At 66.8% G+C, this 14,965-nt stretch carries 17 protein-coding genes and 1 riboswitch; of the genes, 10 read left to right on the forward strand and 7 right to left on the reverse strand.

What is annotated here, in order from left to right:
• Positions 1-129 precede the first annotated feature (129 nt).
• Positions 130-513, reverse strand: coding sequence for a hypothetical protein (locus tag IP92_RS25845; protein WP_229418972.1), 384 nt, complete (start codon positions 511-513; stop codon positions 130-132).
• A 267-nt stretch (positions 514-780) separates the two neighbouring features.
• Here IP92_RS25845 and ompR point away from each other — a divergent pair, with 267 nt between their 5' ends.
• From ompR to IP92_RS25880, 7 genes are all read left to right on the forward strand, one after another.
• The gene (ompR, locus tag IP92_RS25850; protein WP_229418989.1) at positions 781-1,482 is read left to right on the forward strand and encodes an osmolarity response regulator transcription factor OmpR; all 702 of its coding nucleotides are present in this window, start codon (positions 781-783) and stop codon (positions 1,480-1,482) included.
• A 13-nt stretch (positions 1,483-1,495) separates the two neighbouring features.
• Positions 1,496-2,848, forward strand: a complete 1,353-nt coding sequence (locus tag IP92_RS25855) for a sensor histidine kinase family protein (RefSeq protein ID WP_145880760.1) — start codon at positions 1,496-1,498, stop codon at positions 2,846-2,848.
• A gap of 69 nt (positions 2,849-2,917) precedes the next feature.
• The gene (locus tag IP92_RS25860; RefSeq protein WP_145880762.1) at positions 2,918-3,379 is read left to right on the forward strand and encodes a VOC family protein; all 462 of its coding nucleotides are present in this window, start codon (positions 2,918-2,920) and stop codon (positions 3,377-3,379) included.
• A 147-nt stretch (positions 3,380-3,526) separates the two neighbouring features.
• Positions 3,527-4,012: a VOC family protein gene (locus IP92_RS25865; RefSeq protein ID WP_229418973.1), complete on the forward strand. Its 486-nt coding sequence runs from the start codon at positions 3,527-3,529 to the stop codon at positions 4,010-4,012.
• Between the two features lie 15 nt (positions 4,013-4,027).
• Complete coding sequence (locus IP92_RS25870) at positions 4,028-4,450, forward strand: YciI family protein (RefSeq protein ID WP_145880763.1); 423 nt, start codon at positions 4,028-4,030, stop codon at positions 4,448-4,450.
• A gap of 24 nt (positions 4,451-4,474) precedes the next feature.
• A complete protein-coding gene (locus IP92_RS25875) occupies positions 4,475-5,152 on the forward strand; it encodes a YciI family protein (RefSeq protein ID WP_145880765.1) in 678 nt (225 codons plus the stop codon).
• Positions 5,149-6,444, forward strand: coding sequence for an RNA polymerase sigma factor (locus tag IP92_RS25880; RefSeq protein WP_145880767.1), 1,296 nt, complete (start codon positions 5,149-5,151; stop codon positions 6,442-6,444). The genes IP92_RS25875 and IP92_RS25880 overlap by 4 nt, the downstream gene beginning before the upstream one ends.
• Positions 6,445-6,460: 16 nt before the next feature.
• Here IP92_RS25880 and IP92_RS25885 read toward each other — a convergent pair whose 3' ends face one another.
• From IP92_RS25885 to IP92_RS25895, 3 genes are read right to left on the reverse strand one after another with little or no spacing between them, the layout of a single operon-like run.
• A complete protein-coding gene (locus IP92_RS25885; protein ID WP_145880769.1) occupies positions 6,461-6,874 on the reverse strand; it encodes a GFA family protein in 414 nt (137 codons plus the stop codon).
• Positions 6,875-6,886: 12 nt separating this feature from the next.
• Entirely contained in the window at positions 6,887-7,342 is a 456-nt protein-coding gene (locus IP92_RS25890) for an Imm26 family immunity protein (RefSeq protein ID WP_145880771.1), read from the reverse strand.
• Between the two features lie 28 nt (positions 7,343-7,370).
• Positions 7,371-7,679: a ferritin family protein gene (locus tag IP92_RS25895; protein ID WP_145880773.1), complete on the reverse strand. Its 309-nt coding sequence runs from the start codon at positions 7,677-7,679 to the stop codon at positions 7,371-7,373.
• 124 nt (positions 7,680-7,803) lie between these two features.
• A riboswitch (TPP riboswitch) is annotated at positions 7,804-7,904 on the forward strand.
• 59 nt (positions 7,905-7,963) lie between these two features.
• On the opposite strand from IP92_RS25895, the gene IP92_RS25900 reads away from it, so the two are divergent.
• Positions 7,964-10,051, forward strand: coding sequence for a TonB-dependent siderophore receptor (locus tag IP92_RS25900; RefSeq protein ID WP_145880776.1), 2,088 nt, complete (start codon positions 7,964-7,966; stop codon positions 10,049-10,051).
• A 35-nt stretch (positions 10,052-10,086) separates the two neighbouring features.
• Here IP92_RS25900 and IP92_RS25905 read toward each other — a convergent pair whose 3' ends face one another.
• On the reverse strand, positions 10,087-10,614 hold the full coding sequence (locus tag IP92_RS25905; protein WP_145880778.1) for an AAA family ATPase: 528 nt from the start codon (positions 10,612-10,614) through the stop codon (positions 10,087-10,089).
• Positions 10,611-11,243 (reverse strand): nicotinamide riboside transporter PnuC, encoded by a 633-nt coding sequence (gene pnuC, locus IP92_RS25910; RefSeq protein WP_145880780.1) that lies wholly within the window; start codon positions 11,241-11,243, stop codon positions 10,611-10,613. Before pnuC ends, IP92_RS25905 begins: the two co-directional genes overlap by 4 nt.
• 145 nt (positions 11,244-11,388) lie before the next feature.
• Here pnuC and IP92_RS25915 point away from each other — a divergent pair, with 145 nt between their 5' ends.
• Both IP92_RS25915 and IP92_RS25920 read left to right on the forward strand, forming a co-directional pair.
• Positions 11,389-13,323 (forward strand): alpha/beta hydrolase family protein, encoded by a 1,935-nt coding sequence (locus tag IP92_RS25915; protein WP_158206696.1) that lies wholly within the window; start codon positions 11,389-11,391, stop codon positions 13,321-13,323.
• A gap of 31 nt (positions 13,324-13,354) precedes the next feature.
• A complete protein-coding gene (locus IP92_RS25920) occupies positions 13,355-13,777 on the forward strand; it encodes a DUF1810 domain-containing protein (RefSeq protein WP_145880784.1) in 423 nt (140 codons plus the stop codon).
• Between the two features lie 178 nt (positions 13,778-13,955).
• Here IP92_RS25920 and IP92_RS25925 read toward each other — a convergent pair whose 3' ends face one another.
• The gene (locus IP92_RS25925; RefSeq protein ID WP_229418974.1) at positions 13,956-14,933 is read right to left on the reverse strand and encodes an IS1595 family transposase; all 978 of its coding nucleotides are present in this window, start codon (positions 14,931-14,933) and stop codon (positions 13,956-13,958) included.
• Between the last annotated feature and the right edge of the window lie 32 nt (positions 14,934-14,965).

Consider the following 14,965-nt stretch of genomic DNA (forward strand, 5'->3'; position numbering starts at 1 on the left):
GAATGGTGCCGTTAATTTATAAGTTTTTTTCTAGGGTAACATGACGCCAGCACAAACGTTGGTGCGAAATTGTCGCCAAAACGCACAACGGGCCGGAAAACCGGCCCGTCTGGGATGCAGCGGCGGCGCTCAGCGGCGCGGTGTCACCGAATACACTTCCTGGCTCGCCTCGTTGATCTGGCGGCGCAGGTCGCGGCGCTCGTCCGGCGTCATGCGGCTCATGCGGCGCGTCATTTCGGCGTTGTTGGCGTTTTCCTGCATGATGCGGCGCTGCTCCTCGGCGCGCGCTTCGAAGCTGCGGGGATCGGCCGCGTCGCCCCAGCGGCTGTCGCGAAAATCGCGGCGCTGCTGCGATTGCTGGCCGCGGTCGTCGCGGCGACCTGGACCGTCGTTCGGCCCGGCCACGGCGGCGGACATCGCCACCACGCCGCCCAAGGCAAGCGCCAGTGCGCCGGCCAAGGCGCGGACGCGATACGCGCCTGCCCTGCTCCGTTCCTGTGCCTGCTTGCTCATCCGTGTCCTCGTGTCGTGTCTGGTAAGCTCTACCCGATGGTCAAAGTGTATGCCCCTTTCCCAGCGCGCATAAGGGTGTTTGGGTAAAGTATGTAACACTTTGTAATGGGTGCGTCTTCGCGCGCCTTGTCACGCGTTAAGACGTTACCATAGCAACATGCTTCTGACAATTCCGACAGCACTATGACAACGAACCCGACTGATTCCGGCAACACTCAGGCCACCACATCCACCGCCGCGAACCATGGCGGCCACCAGGCCAAGATCATGGTGGTGGACGACGACGTCCGCCTGCGCGACCTGCTGCGCCGCTACCTCACCGAACAGGGCTTCAACGTGTTCACGGCCGAAAACGCGACGGCGATGAACAAGCTGTGGCTGCGCGAACGCTACGACCTGCTGGTGCTGGACCTGATGCTGCCCGGCGAGGACGGCCTGTCGATCTGCCGCCGCCTGCGCGGTGCCGGCGACCAGACCCCGATCATCATGCTGACGGCGAAGGGCGAGGACGTGGACCGCATCGTCGGTCTCGAGATGGGTGCCGACGACTACCTGCCGAAGCCGTTCAACCCGCGCGAACTGGTGGCCCGCATCGGCGCCGTGCTGCGCCGCAAGGCCCCGGACGAGATCCCCGGCGCGCCGTCGGAAACCCCGCAGACGTTTGAATTCGGCCAGTTCGTGCTCGACCTGGGCACCCGCACCCTGAAGAAGAACGGCGAGACGGTGCCGCTGACGACAGGCGAATTCTCGGTACTGAAAGTATTCGCCCGCCATGCGCGCCAGCCGCTGTCGCGCGAGAAGCTGATGGAGCTGGCGCGCGGCCGCGAGTACGAAGTGTTCGACCGCTCACTGGACGTGCAGATCTCGCGCCTGCGCAAGCTGATCGAGCCAGATCCTTCCAGCCCGCTGTACATCCAGACGGTCTGGGGCCTGGGCTATGTGTTCATTCCGGAGGGCCAGCCACGCTGATGCGTGACGCCGCATGAGGTTCCGCCGCCCCACCCTGGCGCGCCTGAAGAGTGGCCTCTTCTGGCGCACGTTCCTGTTGCTCGGTGTGCTGACGACGCTGTCGATGGCGTCCTGGGTCGGCATGATCAGCTTCGTCCAGCGCGAACCGCAGGCGCAGCAGCTGGCCGCCCAGGTCATCTCCGTCGTGACGATCACCCGCGCGGCGCTGACGCACTCGGCGCCCGAGCTGCGCACCGAGCTGCTGTTCGAACTGGTGTCGAACGAAGGCATCCGCGTCTTCCTGCTCGAGGAAAACGACGAGATCGACCCGCCGCCGGACAACGCCCTGATGCCGGACGTCGAGCGCCTCGTCAAGGCCAAGCTGGGTGCGGACACCCGCTTTTCGGCCCGCGTGAACGGCATGCGCGGCTTCTGGGTCAGTTTCAAGATCGACGACGACCAGTACTGGCTGATGCTCGAACGCGAGCGCATCCCATGGCTGACGGGCATCCAGTGGATCGGCTGGGCGGCCGTCGTGTCGCTCGTGTCGCTGCTCGGTGCCGCGGCGATCTCCAGCCTCGTCAACGCGCCGCTGCGCCGGCTGACGGCGGCCGCGCGGGCAATCGCCCAGGGGCGCCGGCCCGAGCCGCTGCCCGAGAAGGGGCCGCAGGAAATCAGGCAGGCGAACCGCAGCTTCAACCAGATGGTGGACGACCTGCAGCAAGTCGAGTCGGACCGCGCCGTGATCCTGGCCGGCATCTCGCACGACCTGCGCACGCCGCTGACGCGCATGCAGCTCGAGGTGGAGATGGCCGACCTGACGCCCGATGCGCGCGACGGCATGAAGTCCGACCTGGCCCAGATGGACGCGATCATCGCCCAGTTCCTCGACTACGCGAAGCCGACGGAAACGTCCAGCTTCGTCAACGTGGACGTATCGGCGATGCTCGACGAAGTGGCGCACGAGGTGTCGCGGCTGCCGGACGTGAAGGTGGTCACCGACATCGCCGACGGCGCCCACGTGCGCGGCAACGGCACCGACCTGAAGCGCGTGTTCCACAACCTGATCGAGAACGCCCGGCGCTACGGCAAGACGCCGGGCACGGACCTGGCAGAGATCGACATCCGCTGCACCGTGAAAGGCATGCACACGGCCAAGCGCGTCGTCATCGAAGTGCAGGACCATGGCGTGGGCGTGCCGCCGGAACGGATGACGGAACTGCTGAAGCCGTTCACGCGGCTGGACACGGCACGCAGCCAGGCCAACGGCGCGGGCCTGGGCCTGGCGATCGTCGAGCGCGTGCTGCAACGGCACGGCGCCGAGCTCCAGCTCGGCAACCGCGACGGCGGCGGCCTGCTGATCCAGATTTCGCTGGAAGCCATCTAGGCTACTGACAGGATCTGTCAGCACGCGCGCCTACCATGGTTGTCCCTCACTTATCCGAAGGAGACAACCATGAACGAAGTAAAGAAAATCCCTGAAGGCATGCACACCGTGACCCCGCACCTCGTCTGCCGCAATGCCGCCGACGCGATCGAGTTCTACAAGAAGGCGTTCGGCGCCGTCGAGCTGGGCCGCATGCCCGACCCCGCCGGCAGCGGCAAGCTGATGCACGCGATGATCCGCATCGGCGACTCCCCCATCATGATGATGGACGAATACCCGGGCTGCACCGGTCCGCAGGATCTGGCCGCCTCGCCAGTCACGCTGCACCTGTATGTCGAGGACGTCGATGCGTCGTTCCGGCAAGCGGTGGCCGCCGGCGCCGAGTCGAAGGCGGAACCGGCCGACATGTTCTGGGGCGACCGCTACGGCGTCGTGCGGGACCCCTTCGGCCACTTCTGGTCGCTGGCGACGCACGTCCGTGATGTTTCCCCACAGGAAGCGATGGAAGCGGCAAAAAAACAATACCGTTGATGTAGGTCAAAACGGCCGCGGCGTGCGCGTCGCGGCCCCCTGCAAAAAAAATTTTCGCGTGCTTGTCGATCTGGCCTTGGCCCGTCCGTCGTGGGAGTATGGGAGCGCAGTTCCGCGCTTCCTCAACCACGATGAAGGAGATACGCCATGAGCACCGTCAAAAAAATCCCCGAAGGCATGCCCGCGATCGTGCCGCATCTCGTCTGCAGCGACGCGTCCGCCGCGATCGAGTTCTACAAGAAGGCGTTCGGCGCCGTCGAAGAAGTGCGCATGCCCGTGCCGGACGGCAGCGGCAAGCTGATGCACGCGATGGTCCGTATCGGCGGCGCCCCCGTGATGCTGGTCGACGAATTCCCCGAGTGGGGCAGCGTGGGGCCGCAGGGCAACTCGCCCGTCACCCTGCACCATTACGTCGAGGACATCGACACCGTGTTCAAGCGTGCCCTGGATGCCGGCGCCAAGGAAAAACTGCCGGTGGCCGACATGTTCTGGGGCGACCGCTACGGCATCCTCGTCGACCCGTTCGGCCACAGCTGGTCGTTGGCCACGCACGTCCGCGATGTCAGCCCGGAAGAGGCGATGGAAGCGTCGAAAACGGCGATGGTCGGCTGCCCCGAAGCGGCCCAACAATAAGAACGGGAGACCATCATGCGTTTCATGATCATCGTAAAAGCCAATGCCGATTCCGAAGCGGGCAAGATGCCATCCACCGACCTGCTGGCGGCGATGGGCAAGTACAACGAACAGCTCGTCAATGCGGGCGTGCTGCTGGCCGGCGAAGGCCTGCACCCCAGCTCGAAGGGCGTGCGCATCCGCTTCCAGGGCAAGGACCGCAGCGTGATCGACGGCCCTTTCTCGGAAACGAAGGAACTCATTGCCGGCTTCTGGCTGATTCAGGTAAAGTCGCGCGACGAGGCGATCGAATGGGTCAAGCGGGCCCCGATGCCCGACGGCGACGAGATCGAGATCCGCCAGGTGTTCGAGGCGGAAGACTTCGGCGCCGAATTCACGCCCGAGCTGCGCGAACAGGAGGAGCAGCTGCGCTCTCGGGTGGCCGCCAACGCGACATGACCTGACCAACACGAGGAGGATGCAATGGCTTTCATGGTGATACGGCGCGGCGACGCCAGCCTGGACGAGGCCGAGCAACTGGCACGCAGCGTGCCGGACGGACGCTGGTTGCATCCCTCCTCAGCGGCCCTGCGCATGACCAGGGCGGGCGATATCTGGCAGACGCAGGAAGGCCCGTTCCCCGCCGATGAAACCGTGGCCGGCTTCGCGATCGTCGATGCGCCGTCGCAGGAGGCGGCGCTCGCGTGGGCGCAAGGCTGGCCGACGGCGGATGCGGAAGGCAATGCCGTCCTCGAAGTGCGCGAGACGGGCTGCCCGGGCGGCTGCCATGGCGTCGACTCGCAATCGCCGGCGCACCTGACGCCGTACGCGGTGCTGATCCGCTCGTGCCCGAAGCTGGAAGCGGACATGATGCCGGCGCCCGGCGTCATCGAGCGGATGAACGCGCGCAACGCGGCCGACGCGCAAGCGGGCGTGCTTCTCGCGGGCGACGGACTGAAGTCGACGGCGAAAGGCGCGCGCGTCAAGTTCAAGGGCGGCCGCGCCACGGTCGTCGATGGGCCGTTCACCGAGATCAAGGAACTGATCGCCGGCTTCTGGCTGATCCAGGCCGCCAGCCGTGACGAGGCCATTGCGTGGATCAAGAGCTATCCGTTCCCGTGGCCGGACGCCGTACTGGAACTGCGTGAAGTGATCCGGTGACGGCACACGTCCACCGCGCCGTCGAAGCTGTCTGGCGCATCGAATCGGCCCGCATCATCGCCGCGCTGACGCGGATGCTGCGCGACGTCGGCCTGGCCGAGGAAATGGCGCAGGAAGCGCTGGTCGCCGCGCTGGAGACGTGGCCGGCCGCATTTCCCGAAACCGGCATGCCGGACCGCCCGGCCGCCTGGCTGATGGCCACCGCGAAGAACCGCGCGCTGGACCACCTGCGCCACCGCAAGCTGGCGCACGACAAGGAACCGGAACTCACCTACGAAATCGAAAGCCTGCTGGAAGACGCGGCGCCCGACCTGGAGCGGGCACTGGAAAACCGCATCGGCGACGATCTGCTGCGCCTCGTCTTCATCGCCTGCCACCCGGTGCTGCCGACCGAGGGCCGCGTCGCCCTCACGTTGCGGCTGCTGGGCGGCCTGACGACGGACGAGATCGCGCGCGCCTTCCTCGTGCCGGAACCGACCGTGGCGCAGCGCATCGTGCGTGCCAAGCGCACGCTGGCGGAAGCGAAGGTGCCGTTCGAGGTGCCCACCGGGCACGAGCTCGTGCAGCGGCTGTCGTCCGTGCTGCAGGTGATCTACCTGATCTACAACGAAGGCTATTCGGCGAGCGCCGGCAGCGACTGGATGCGCCCGGCGCTGGCCGACGAGGCGCTGCGGCTCGGCCGCATCCTGGCCGAACTGGTGCCGCGCGAACCGGAGGTGCATGGGCTGGTGGCGCTGATGGAAATCCAGTCGTCGCGCGCCCGCGCCCGCGTGGGCCCGGGCGGCGCGCCGGTGCTGCTGCTGGACCAGGACCGCGCGAAGTGGGATCAGCTGCTGATCCGCCGCGGCCTGGCGGCGCTGGAGCGCGCCAGCCAGCTGGGCCGGACATTGGGGCCATACGGCTTGCAGGCGGCAATCGCGGCCTGCCACGCCCGCGCCCGCACGGCGGCCGACACGGACTGGGAACGCATCGCCGCGCTGTACGACGGCCTGGCGCAGCTGGCGCCGTCGCCCGTCGTGGAACTGAACCGCGCGGTGGCGCTGGCGATGGCGTTCGGCCCGGCCGCCGGCCTGGAGGTGGTGGACGCATTGCAGGACGAACCGGCGCTGCGCCACTACCACCTGCTGCCCAGCGTCCGGGGCGATCTGCTGTTCAAGCTGGGCCGGCTGGACGAGGCCCGTACCGAGTTTTTACGGGCGGCGGAGATGACGCAGAACGAACGGGAACGCACGCTGCTACTGGGGCGGGCGGAGGGATGTGTACCGGCCGCGCAGCTGGGCCAGGGACGCTGAGGACCGCTGAGATGAGCTAAGGCAGCTCGCGCGTGCCTTCGCCGCGGGTACGCACGTAGCGCGGCAGCGTGTCGGCCAGCTGCAGCCAGCGCACGTGGCTCTGCATGAACGTGTGGTCGCCGGGCGAGATCATTTCGGGATCGTCCAGGCTGCTTGTCGTGACGTCGACCTCGTTCGGCGAGCGCTCATCCTCGAACGTCAACTGGGTGCCGCAGGCGGTGCAGAAGCCGCGCCGGCAGCCCGGGCTGGAGTGGTAGTAGGACGGCGTGCCGGACGTGAAGTGCAGGCCCGGCCCGGGCACGGAAAACCAGGCGACGGCGGGTGCGCCGCTGGCGCGGCGGCACATCGTGCAGTGGCACAGCGTGCTGTTGAACGGCTGGGCCGTGACGACGTAGCGCACGGCGCCGCAGAAACACCCTCCCTGGTGCATCGCCCCTCCCCGTCAGTCGAGTAATTTCGTCAGCAGCAGTTCCGTCGAGCCGTAGCCGTACAGCGAATCGCTTTCCAGCCCTTCCGTTTCATACGGCACCGAGACTTCCCGTTCCGGCTTCGCTGGGTCGTCCGCGTAAGTCGCCTGCCAGGCGCGCTTGAGCGTGTCCGAGCGGCGGATGAACACGGGCACGGGCCAGTCGCCGCGGTCGAACTGTTCGCAATCGCCCAGCACGGGCCAGCGCCCGTTCGCGAGCGCCATGTCGCCGGTGCGGATCGCCTTCACGGCGTCGCTGGCTTGCAATGTGCACACGTCGGCCAGCGTCGGCATCGTCGCGCGCTTCGGGCCGAACAGGTAGGCAAGCATGATCTTCCCCTGTGGCGACATGCGGGCGACGAGCCCGGCGGCATACCCGCCGTTCATCAACGGCACGGCAAACCAGCTTCCTTCATGATACGGCTGCTTCATCCAGGTCTTCCCATCCGTGAGGTTGTCCTCACATGTTTTCATCGTAGTGATACTGCGCGGCGATCGGGCCGGCCTTGAACAGCGCTTCGCGCAGCTCCTTGTCCAGCTTTGGATCGCGCCGGCGGGCCCATTCCAGCAGCATCGCGACGTGCTTGCGCGTGGCATCGCGCTGGCTGGACATCACGAGCTTCAGTTCCGGGTCCGTGCAGGCTTCGATGCGCTGGTTGTACATGTCCAGCGCTCCCAGCTTGTCGGCCAGCGAGGTCAGCGCGCGGTGCATGTCCAGCACCTGCGCATTCAGGGTCTCGCGGGATTCGACGACGTGCTCCTGCGTCATGGCGGCCTCCTAGTAATGGATTGAACGACAGGGTGACATTGTCGGTCCAAGGCCATGTTTCCTCAAGTGTAACGGCACGTCGGGAAAGCTGGCGCACGAATTTGCAAGCGGATGTGTTAAGCTTGCGCCTCGCTAGGGGTCCTGGCACGCGTGCGTGCCGGGTGAGAGATACCCTTCGTACCTGATCTGGATAATGCCAGCGAAGGAAAGCGCAACACGGTGCCTGTCCCCTCCCCACACGTCTGCTGTGCTCTTTCGCTGCTGAACAACCGAAGAGCACAATAATGTACAAGACCCGCTTTACCGTCACCGCCGCCGCGCTCGCCATTGCGCAGGCGTTCCCCGCATTGGCCCAACAGAACGAACCCGCGATGACGGAAGTCGTCGTCGCCGCCGTGCGCGGCAGTGCCGACACCGCATCCGTCGCCGGCTTTGCCGAGACGCCGCTGCTGCAAACGCCCGCCTCGGTCAACGTGCTGACGCGCGAGCGCATGCAGGACCTGAACATCCGGTCGACGACCGATGCGGCGCGCTACGACGCCAGCATCAGCGATGCCTACAACGCCGTCGGCTACGCGGAACAGTTCTCGATCCGCGGCTTCAAGCTGAACAACGCGAGCAGCTACCGGAAGGATGGCCTCGCCATTTCCGGCGACACCCAGATCCCGCTGGAGAACAAGGAAAGCATCGAAGTGTTGAAGGGCCTGGCCGGCCTGCAGTACGGCATCGCGGCCCCCGGCGGCATCGTCAACTACGTCACGAAGCGCCCCACTGAGCAGGCCCTGCGTTCCGTGCTGTTCGAGGTGAGCGAACGGGGTACCGTGCTGGGCGCGGTGGACGTCGGCGGCCGCTTCGAGGACCGCCGCTTCGGCTACCGGATCAACGTGGCCGGCGAGCGTCTCCGTTCCTACATCGAAGGGGCGGACGGCCACCGCGGCTTCGTTTCCGCGGCGTTCGACTGGCGCATCTCGCCGCAGGCGCTGCTGCAGGTCGATGCCGACTACCAGAAGAAATCGCAGGTGTCGGCGCCCGGCTTCCAGCTGATCGACGGCGTGCGCCTGCCGACCGGCGTGGCGGCCGACACGATGCTGAACAATCAGCCGTGGAGTGAACCCGTCGAGACGGAAAGCGCCAACTTCGGCGCGCGCTTCCAGTACCAGTTCACGCCCGAGTGGAAGGCCGTCGTCAGCGCCAACCAGCACGTGTTCAAGCGCGACGACTACACGGCGTTCCCGTACGGCTGCGGCGCCATCCAGCCGGGCTTCTGCGCCAACGGCGACTACGACATGTACGACTACCGCAGCCTGGGCGAAAAGAAAAAGCCGTTCTCCGCGCAGGCGCTGCTGCAGGGCCGCTTCGCCACCGGCACGCTGGCGCACGAGTTCACGGCCGGCCTGTCCTGGTTCCGCAACAAGGAAAGCTGGGGCGACTATGTGTACGACCCGGTCGGCACCAGCAATGTGTGGCACCCGGTGCCGCTGCAGATGTCGACGAACCAGCCGGGCCCCGTCTCGGAGCGGCGCAACGACCTGCAGCGGGGCGTGTTCGTGCAGGATATCGTGGGCCTTGCCGACGGCTTGAAACTGCATGCGGGCGCGCGCTTCGTCAACGTGCAGCGCAACGAGATCGATGTCGCACCGACCGACGAGAACTTCTGGCTGCCGAACGTGGCTGTGGTGTACAACCCGCAAGCGAACGTGACGTTGTATGCGTCGTACTCGCAGGGTCTGGACCACGGCGGCATCGCGCCGCTGGGCACTGGCAACGCCAACCGCGCGCTGGCACCGGGCAAATCGAAGCAGGTCGAACTGGGCGCCAAGGCGGACGTGCACGGCATCCAGTATGCGGCGGCCCTGTTCCAGATAGAGAAGGGCCTCGAATACACCGACGACGCATTGAAGCTGTTCGTCCGCAACGGCCAGGCGCGTCACCGCGGCCTGGAGTTCTCCGCGCAAGGCAAGGTGCTGCCCGACCTGACGGTGGGCGCGTCGCTGGCGGCACTGCACACGGAGCAGAGCGGCACCGGCAAGAGCAACCTCGATGGCAAGCGCGTCACGGACGTTCCCGCACTGCGCTCGACCGTGTTCGCCGAGTACGCGTTCACGCCGGCGCTGAAGGTGAACGGCGACTGGCAGTTCGCCGGTAAGAAGGCGTTCGACGACGAGAACACCGTGTTCGTGCCGAAGTACCACGTGTTCAACCTGGGCGCTTCCTACGCGACGCGCATGAGCGGCATGCCGCTGGTGCTGCGCGCGCAGGTGCGCAACGTGGCGGACAAGTTCTACTGGCGCGACGTGACGCCGGAGCTGGGGGGCTACCTGTTCCCGGGCGCGGAACGCACGTTCCGGGTGTCCGCGCAGCTGAACTTCTGACCGGAAGGATGGGCCGCTGTCGGCGGCCCAGTACATCAGAGGCCCAGCACCTCTTCCACCTGGCGCAGCCGCTGCGCCATCGGGCCCTGGATGCGCACGTGCGGGATGCCGCGCGCGGCCAGTTCCTCGGCAAGGATCGTGTTGACGGGCACGCTCTGGTCTTCCGGCTCGCGGCACAGGCCATCGGGCGTCCACGGGAAGTCCGGCGCGCACAGGAACGTCACGTCGTAGCGGCGCGCCGCCACCAGCTGCGCCAGCCTGTCCTCGATGCGGCCGAAGTAGTGGCGGCTGTAGACGGCCGTCATCAGCGGCGTCGTGTCGCAGAACAGGAAGCGGCCGGCCCGCGTGGCCGCCAGGTCTTCGCGCGCGGCCTGCGTTTCGGCGATGTGCAGCTGGTCGCCCTCGACCGGCACGCGGCCGCGCGACTCGACGAACTCGCGCAGGTACTCCGGCACCCACACGTCGCGATAGCGCTCGGCGAGCGCCTGCGCCAGCGTCGTCTTGCCCGACGACGCGCTGCCGACGATGGCGATGCGCGCCAGGCCGCCGCGGGCCAGCGTCATTTCAGCACCATCGCCGCACTGGCCGCATTGGCTTCTTCGTCGCCGGCCATCGACTTGCGCCACGCCAGCAGGCCGATGATCGCCATCACGACGAACATCGCATACAGCACGGCCGTCAGCATCAGGCCCTTGTGCACGTACAGCGCGACGTACAGCACGTCGACGATGATCCACGTGTGCCAGTTCTCCAGCTTCTTGCGCGACAACAGCACCTGGCCGACCAGGCTGCCGGCGGTGAGGAAGCCGTCCGCGAACGGCACGTCGGTATCCGTGTTCGACTTCAGGAACCACGCCAGCCCGGCGAACAGCACCAGCCAGGCCACCGCCGCAACCGCCCTGCCCCGCCACGCCAGCGCCGTGACGGGCAGGCGTTCGTGGCTGTCGTCGCCGCGCAGCCACTGGTACCAGCCCCACACGGAAACGGCGATGAACACCAGTTGCAGGCCCATGTCGCCATACAGCTTCGACTCGTAGAACACGGCGCCGTACAGGGCCGACGACAGGATCGCGAACAGCCAGGCCCAGTGATTCTGGCGGATGTTCAGCCACACGGTGGCGATCGACAGCGCGAAGGACAGCAGTTCGAGCGGCGTGGTGGCCAGGCCGAGCAGGTTCAGGGTTTCGTTCATGGGGCTGCGGGATGGGGGACGGCGGATTATGCCACGGTGGCGTTATCGGCGGCCAGCCGCGCGGCAATTCTCACCAATTATTGCAATTGTAGAAAGTCTGTTTCTTCAAGATAATGGACGCTTCATTCATCCGCCACCCGCCGTCATGACATTCCCGACTTTGCCGCTCCTGCTGCCCCTGCTGCTGGCGCAGACTGCCGCCGCCGCCGCGGCGCCCCCTGCCGCGCCGATTCCGATCCGCGCCTTCGTCGGCGACGAACTGCTGGCCCCGCCGAAGCTGTCGCCCGACGGCAAGCGCCTCGTGCTGGCGACGCGCACGCTGTTCAAGGACCGCGAAGTGCGCGGACTTGCCGTGCTGGCGCTGGAAAGCGCGACGACGGAGGCACTGATGCCGTTCCCGCCGGAGCAGGTGCCGATGAACTTCACGTGGGTCAGCAACACGCGCATCGTGGCCGCGCGCGGCTTTCGTGCCGGCTCGCGCGGCCCGGTGCTGGCGCGCGGCGAGGTGCTGGCGGTGAACCGCGACGGCAGCCAGGCCAGGTACCTGTTCGGGCTGGCCAGCGGCAAGTCGCAGGGTTACGGCTATGTGGCGAGCGTGCCGGCGCAATACGACGGCCACGTCAGCCTGGCCGAAGTGATGTGGCACCACGACAGCACCTATCTGCACGATATGGACACGGCGACGGGTTACCGCACGACGATCACGCAGGTGCCGCAAGCCCATGCCACCTTCCTGTTGCAGCACGACGGCCAGCCCCGCTTCGCCTATGGCCACGACGAAGGCGGCAAGTTCCAGCTGTGGCGCCGCGGCGACGGCGCGCGCGACTGGCAGCGCGTGCCGGACAGCCGCGTGGGCAGCCTGCTGCAACCGATCGCGTTCTCCGCCGACGACAGCGAGTTCTTCGCACTGCATTCCGCCGCCGGCGGCCCCGAGGTGCTCGTGGCCGAACACCTGGCGAGGGGCGCGCGCCGCGTCGCGGCCGCCGATCCCGCGGGCGACATCGATACGCTGATGCAGGTCAGCCGCCGCGATGCGCCGTTCGCCGCGCTGTCGAGCGTGGGCATTCCGCGCGTGCACTACCTGAAGCCGGACGGCGACCGCGACGTGCAGTTGCACCGCGAGCTGTCACGCCACTTCAAGGACGCGGTCGTCGAGTTCATCAACGCTTCCGAAGATGGCGGCAAGGTGCTGTTCTCGGTGCGCAGCGACCGCGATCCGGGCAGCTACTACCTGTACGACCGTGCCACCAACAAAGCGAACCTGCTGCTGGCGCGGATGCTGGGCATCGTGCCGGAACAGATGGCCGAGCGCCGCCCGATCGCGTTCCAGGGCCGCGACGGCACGACGCTGCACGGCTTCCTGACGATGCCCGCGCACGCCGCCGGCGCGAAGCTGCCGCTTGTTCTGATCCCGCACGACGGTCCGAACGGGTTCCGCGACCGCTGGTACTTCGACGCGGATGCGCAATTCCTTGCCAGCCGGGGCTACGCGACGCTGCAGGTGAACCACCGCGGTTCGGGCGGCATGGGCCCGGCGTTCGAGCGCGCCGCCTTCGGCCAATGGGGCGGCAAGGTGCTGGACGACCTGGCCGATGGCGTGCGCTGGGCCGCCGGCAATGCCGACATCGACGGCAACCGCATGTGCGTGTTCGGCACCGGCTTCGGCGCCCTGCCGGCGCTGACGCTGGCGGCGCGCGAGCCGAAGCTCTTCAAGTGCGCGATCGGTTACGCCGGCGTCTATGACGTGGGCCTGTACGCGGGCGAAGGCTTCATGTCCGAGATCGGCTCGGGAGAAAACGTGGAGCGTTTCGTGACGGACAAGCGCGCCGAGATGAAGGCGCTGTCGGCCACGACGCAGGCGGCGTCGATCGAGGCCGCCGTGCTGCTGATCCACGGCGGCGAGGACAGGATCGCCCCCGACAGCCACGCCACGCGCATGCGCGCGGCGCTGCGCAAGGCGGGCCGGGAGCCGGAATGGTTCCACGTCGACGACGAAGGGCACGGCTTCCACAAGCTCGACAACCAGGTCGAGGTGTATCGCCGGCTCGAGGCGTTCCTGGCGAAACACCTCGCACGATAGAGCGAGGTAGACTGGCATCGAGGAGGATGCCATGCAATTCGATCTCGACCGTTTCGTTGCCGCCCAGCGGCATGCCTACGACGACGCCGTGCGCGAGCTGCGCGCGGGCCGCAAGACGAGCCACTGGATGTGGTTCGTGTTCCCCCAGCTGCGCGGCCTGGGCCGGTCCGAGACCAGCCGCTTCTACGGCATCGCGTCGCTGGACGAAGCCCGCGCCTATGCCGCGCATCCCCTCCTCGGCGCCCGGCTGCGCGAGTGCACGCAGCTCGTCAATGCCCATGCTGGCACGCCGATCGGCACGATACTCGGCAGTGTGGATGCGCTGAAGTTTCGTTCGTCGATGACGCTGTTCGTGGAAGCGACGGGAGACGCCCTGTTCCGCACCGCACTGGACACGTTTTATGGCGGGGTGCCGGACGAACAGACATTGCGTTTGCTGAACATTGGCAAGTGAAAGCGTCGAACCGCCAGATGCAAACCCGACGCAAACCCGGGGGTCAGACCCGGCGGGTCTGACCCCAGCCCTTGCCGTTGGGTTGAATCCCGTTCGCGACACGCTCCCGAAAAAAAAGGGCGCTGTTCGCATTAAGTCTGCTTGACGATTGGAACGGAACTTTTTGCTGAGGATGGGGTCACTTCCAGCGCTCCTCCGGCGCCACTGCCAGCCTGAGCCAATGTGCCGCCGCCGTGGCCTTGCCGTCGTCGAGCGCACGTCGCCAGCCCGAGTAATTGGCCAGGTAGCGGCTGGCCACCCCATTAAAGCGGCGCAGCCAGGTTTTGAAGCGCCCGTGCCAGCCGTTGACGCCGTTCAAGTGGATGGCGCCGCGCCCATGCTCTCCGCCGCGCACGTTGATGGCCTCATGACTGATGTTGACTTGCCTGGCGAATGAAGCAAACGCTTTCGCGCCATCGCTGACCAGCAGCGCGTCCTTCGCCAACACGGGTTTCAGGTAGTGCAGCAGGCGCTCGGCGGTGGACTGGCCGCGGCCGGCATGAAATTCATGTGTCGTCTTGCCGCGATCGCGTGCCACCAGGATGCAGTCATGCTGGTCGTTGATGCCGCGGCGAGTCGCCCGGCCTCCACGCCGGCGCGGCGGGCGATCCAGATGCCGCGAACCCTTTTGGGATTCGAGCACGTAGGTTTCATCCGCCTCGACGATGCCCTGCAACTTGGGCGGCTGGTCGCGGCGTACGGCGCAGAGGAAGCGGTGACGCCACCGAAAGCTGGTGGACTTCGCCACCGCGACCCGTTCGGCCGACGCCCGCACCGTGCGTGAATCGATCAGGCATTGCAGATACGGCAGCCATTTGTCGCGGTGCCGTAAGCGCGCCAGCGGCGTGCCGGTCAATGCATTGAAACTGCGCTGACAAACGAGGCACCGGTAGCGTTGCAGCCCGTCCGCATGACCGCAGCGGTAGCAGCGCTCATTGCCGCAGTGCGGGCAAGATGGCCGGCCCTTCGCTTGTTCGATCAACTGGCAGCAGCGACCCGGCGCTTCCAACGCGGCGAACCACTCACGCAGGCAGGCAATCTCGTCAGGGGACAACGGCAGTTGCACCAGTACCCGGAACAACGTGCGAAAGTCGAAGTGCGATTCGGTGCATTCCATGCAGCGTCCTCCTGCTGTGAGGGTGATGGCAC

The sequence above is a fragment of the Pseudoduganella flava genome, from assembly GCF_007830495.1.
GTDB lineage: Bacteria > Pseudomonadota > Gammaproteobacteria > Burkholderiales > Burkholderiaceae_D > Rugamonas > Rugamonas flava.

Bases quoted from the DNA above. Each gene is read 5' to 3' on its own strand.
- IP92_RS25845 (WP_229418972.1), bottom strand. From the start codon at position 513: ATGAGCAAGCAGGCACAGGAACGGAGCAGGGCAGGCGCGTATCGCGTC.
- ompR (WP_229418989.1), top strand. From the start codon at position 781: ATGGTGGTGGACGACGACGTCCGCCTGCGCGACCTGCTGCGCCGCTAC.
- IP92_RS25855 (WP_145880760.1), top strand. From the start codon at position 1,496: ATGAGGTTCCGCCGCCCCACCCTGGCGCGCCTGAAGAGTGGCCTCTTC.
- IP92_RS25860 (WP_145880762.1), top strand. From the start codon at position 2,918: ATGAACGAAGTAAAGAAAATCCCTGAAGGCATGCACACCGTGACCCCG.
- IP92_RS25865 (WP_229418973.1), top strand. From the start codon at position 3,527: ATGAGCACCGTCAAAAAAATCCCCGAAGGCATGCCCGCGATCGTGCCG.
- IP92_RS25870 (WP_145880763.1), top strand. From the start codon at position 4,028: ATGCGTTTCATGATCATCGTAAAAGCCAATGCCGATTCCGAAGCGGGC.
- IP92_RS25875 (WP_145880765.1), top strand. From the start codon at position 4,475: ATGGCTTTCATGGTGATACGGCGCGGCGACGCCAGCCTGGACGAGGCC.
- IP92_RS25885 (WP_145880769.1), bottom strand. From the start codon at position 6,874: ATGCACCAGGGAGGGTGTTTCTGCGGCGCCGTGCGCTACGTCGTCACG.
- IP92_RS25890 (WP_145880771.1), bottom strand. From the start codon at position 7,342: ATGAAGCAGCCGTATCATGAAGGAAGCTGGTTTGCCGTGCCGTTGATG.
- IP92_RS25895 (WP_145880773.1), bottom strand. From the start codon at position 7,679: ATGACGCAGGAGCACGTCGTCGAATCCCGCGAGACCCTGAATGCGCAG.
- IP92_RS25900 (WP_145880776.1), top strand. From the start codon at position 7,964: ATGTACAAGACCCGCTTTACCGTCACCGCCGCCGCGCTCGCCATTGCG.
- IP92_RS25905 (WP_145880778.1), bottom strand. From the start codon at position 10,614: ATGACGCTGGCCCGCGGCGGCCTGGCGCGCATCGCCATCGTCGGCAGC.
- pnuC (WP_145880780.1), bottom strand. From the start codon at position 11,243: ATGAACGAAACCCTGAACCTGCTCGGCCTGGCCACCACGCCGCTCGAA.
- IP92_RS25915 (WP_158206696.1), top strand. From the start codon at position 11,389: ATGACATTCCCGACTTTGCCGCTCCTGCTGCCCCTGCTGCTGGCGCAG.
- IP92_RS25920 (WP_145880784.1), top strand. From the start codon at position 13,355: ATGCAATTCGATCTCGACCGTTTCGTTGCCGCCCAGCGGCATGCCTAC.
- IP92_RS25925 (WP_229418974.1), bottom strand. From the start codon at position 14,933: ATGGAATGCACCGAATCGCACTTCGACTTTCGCACGTTGTTCCGGGTA.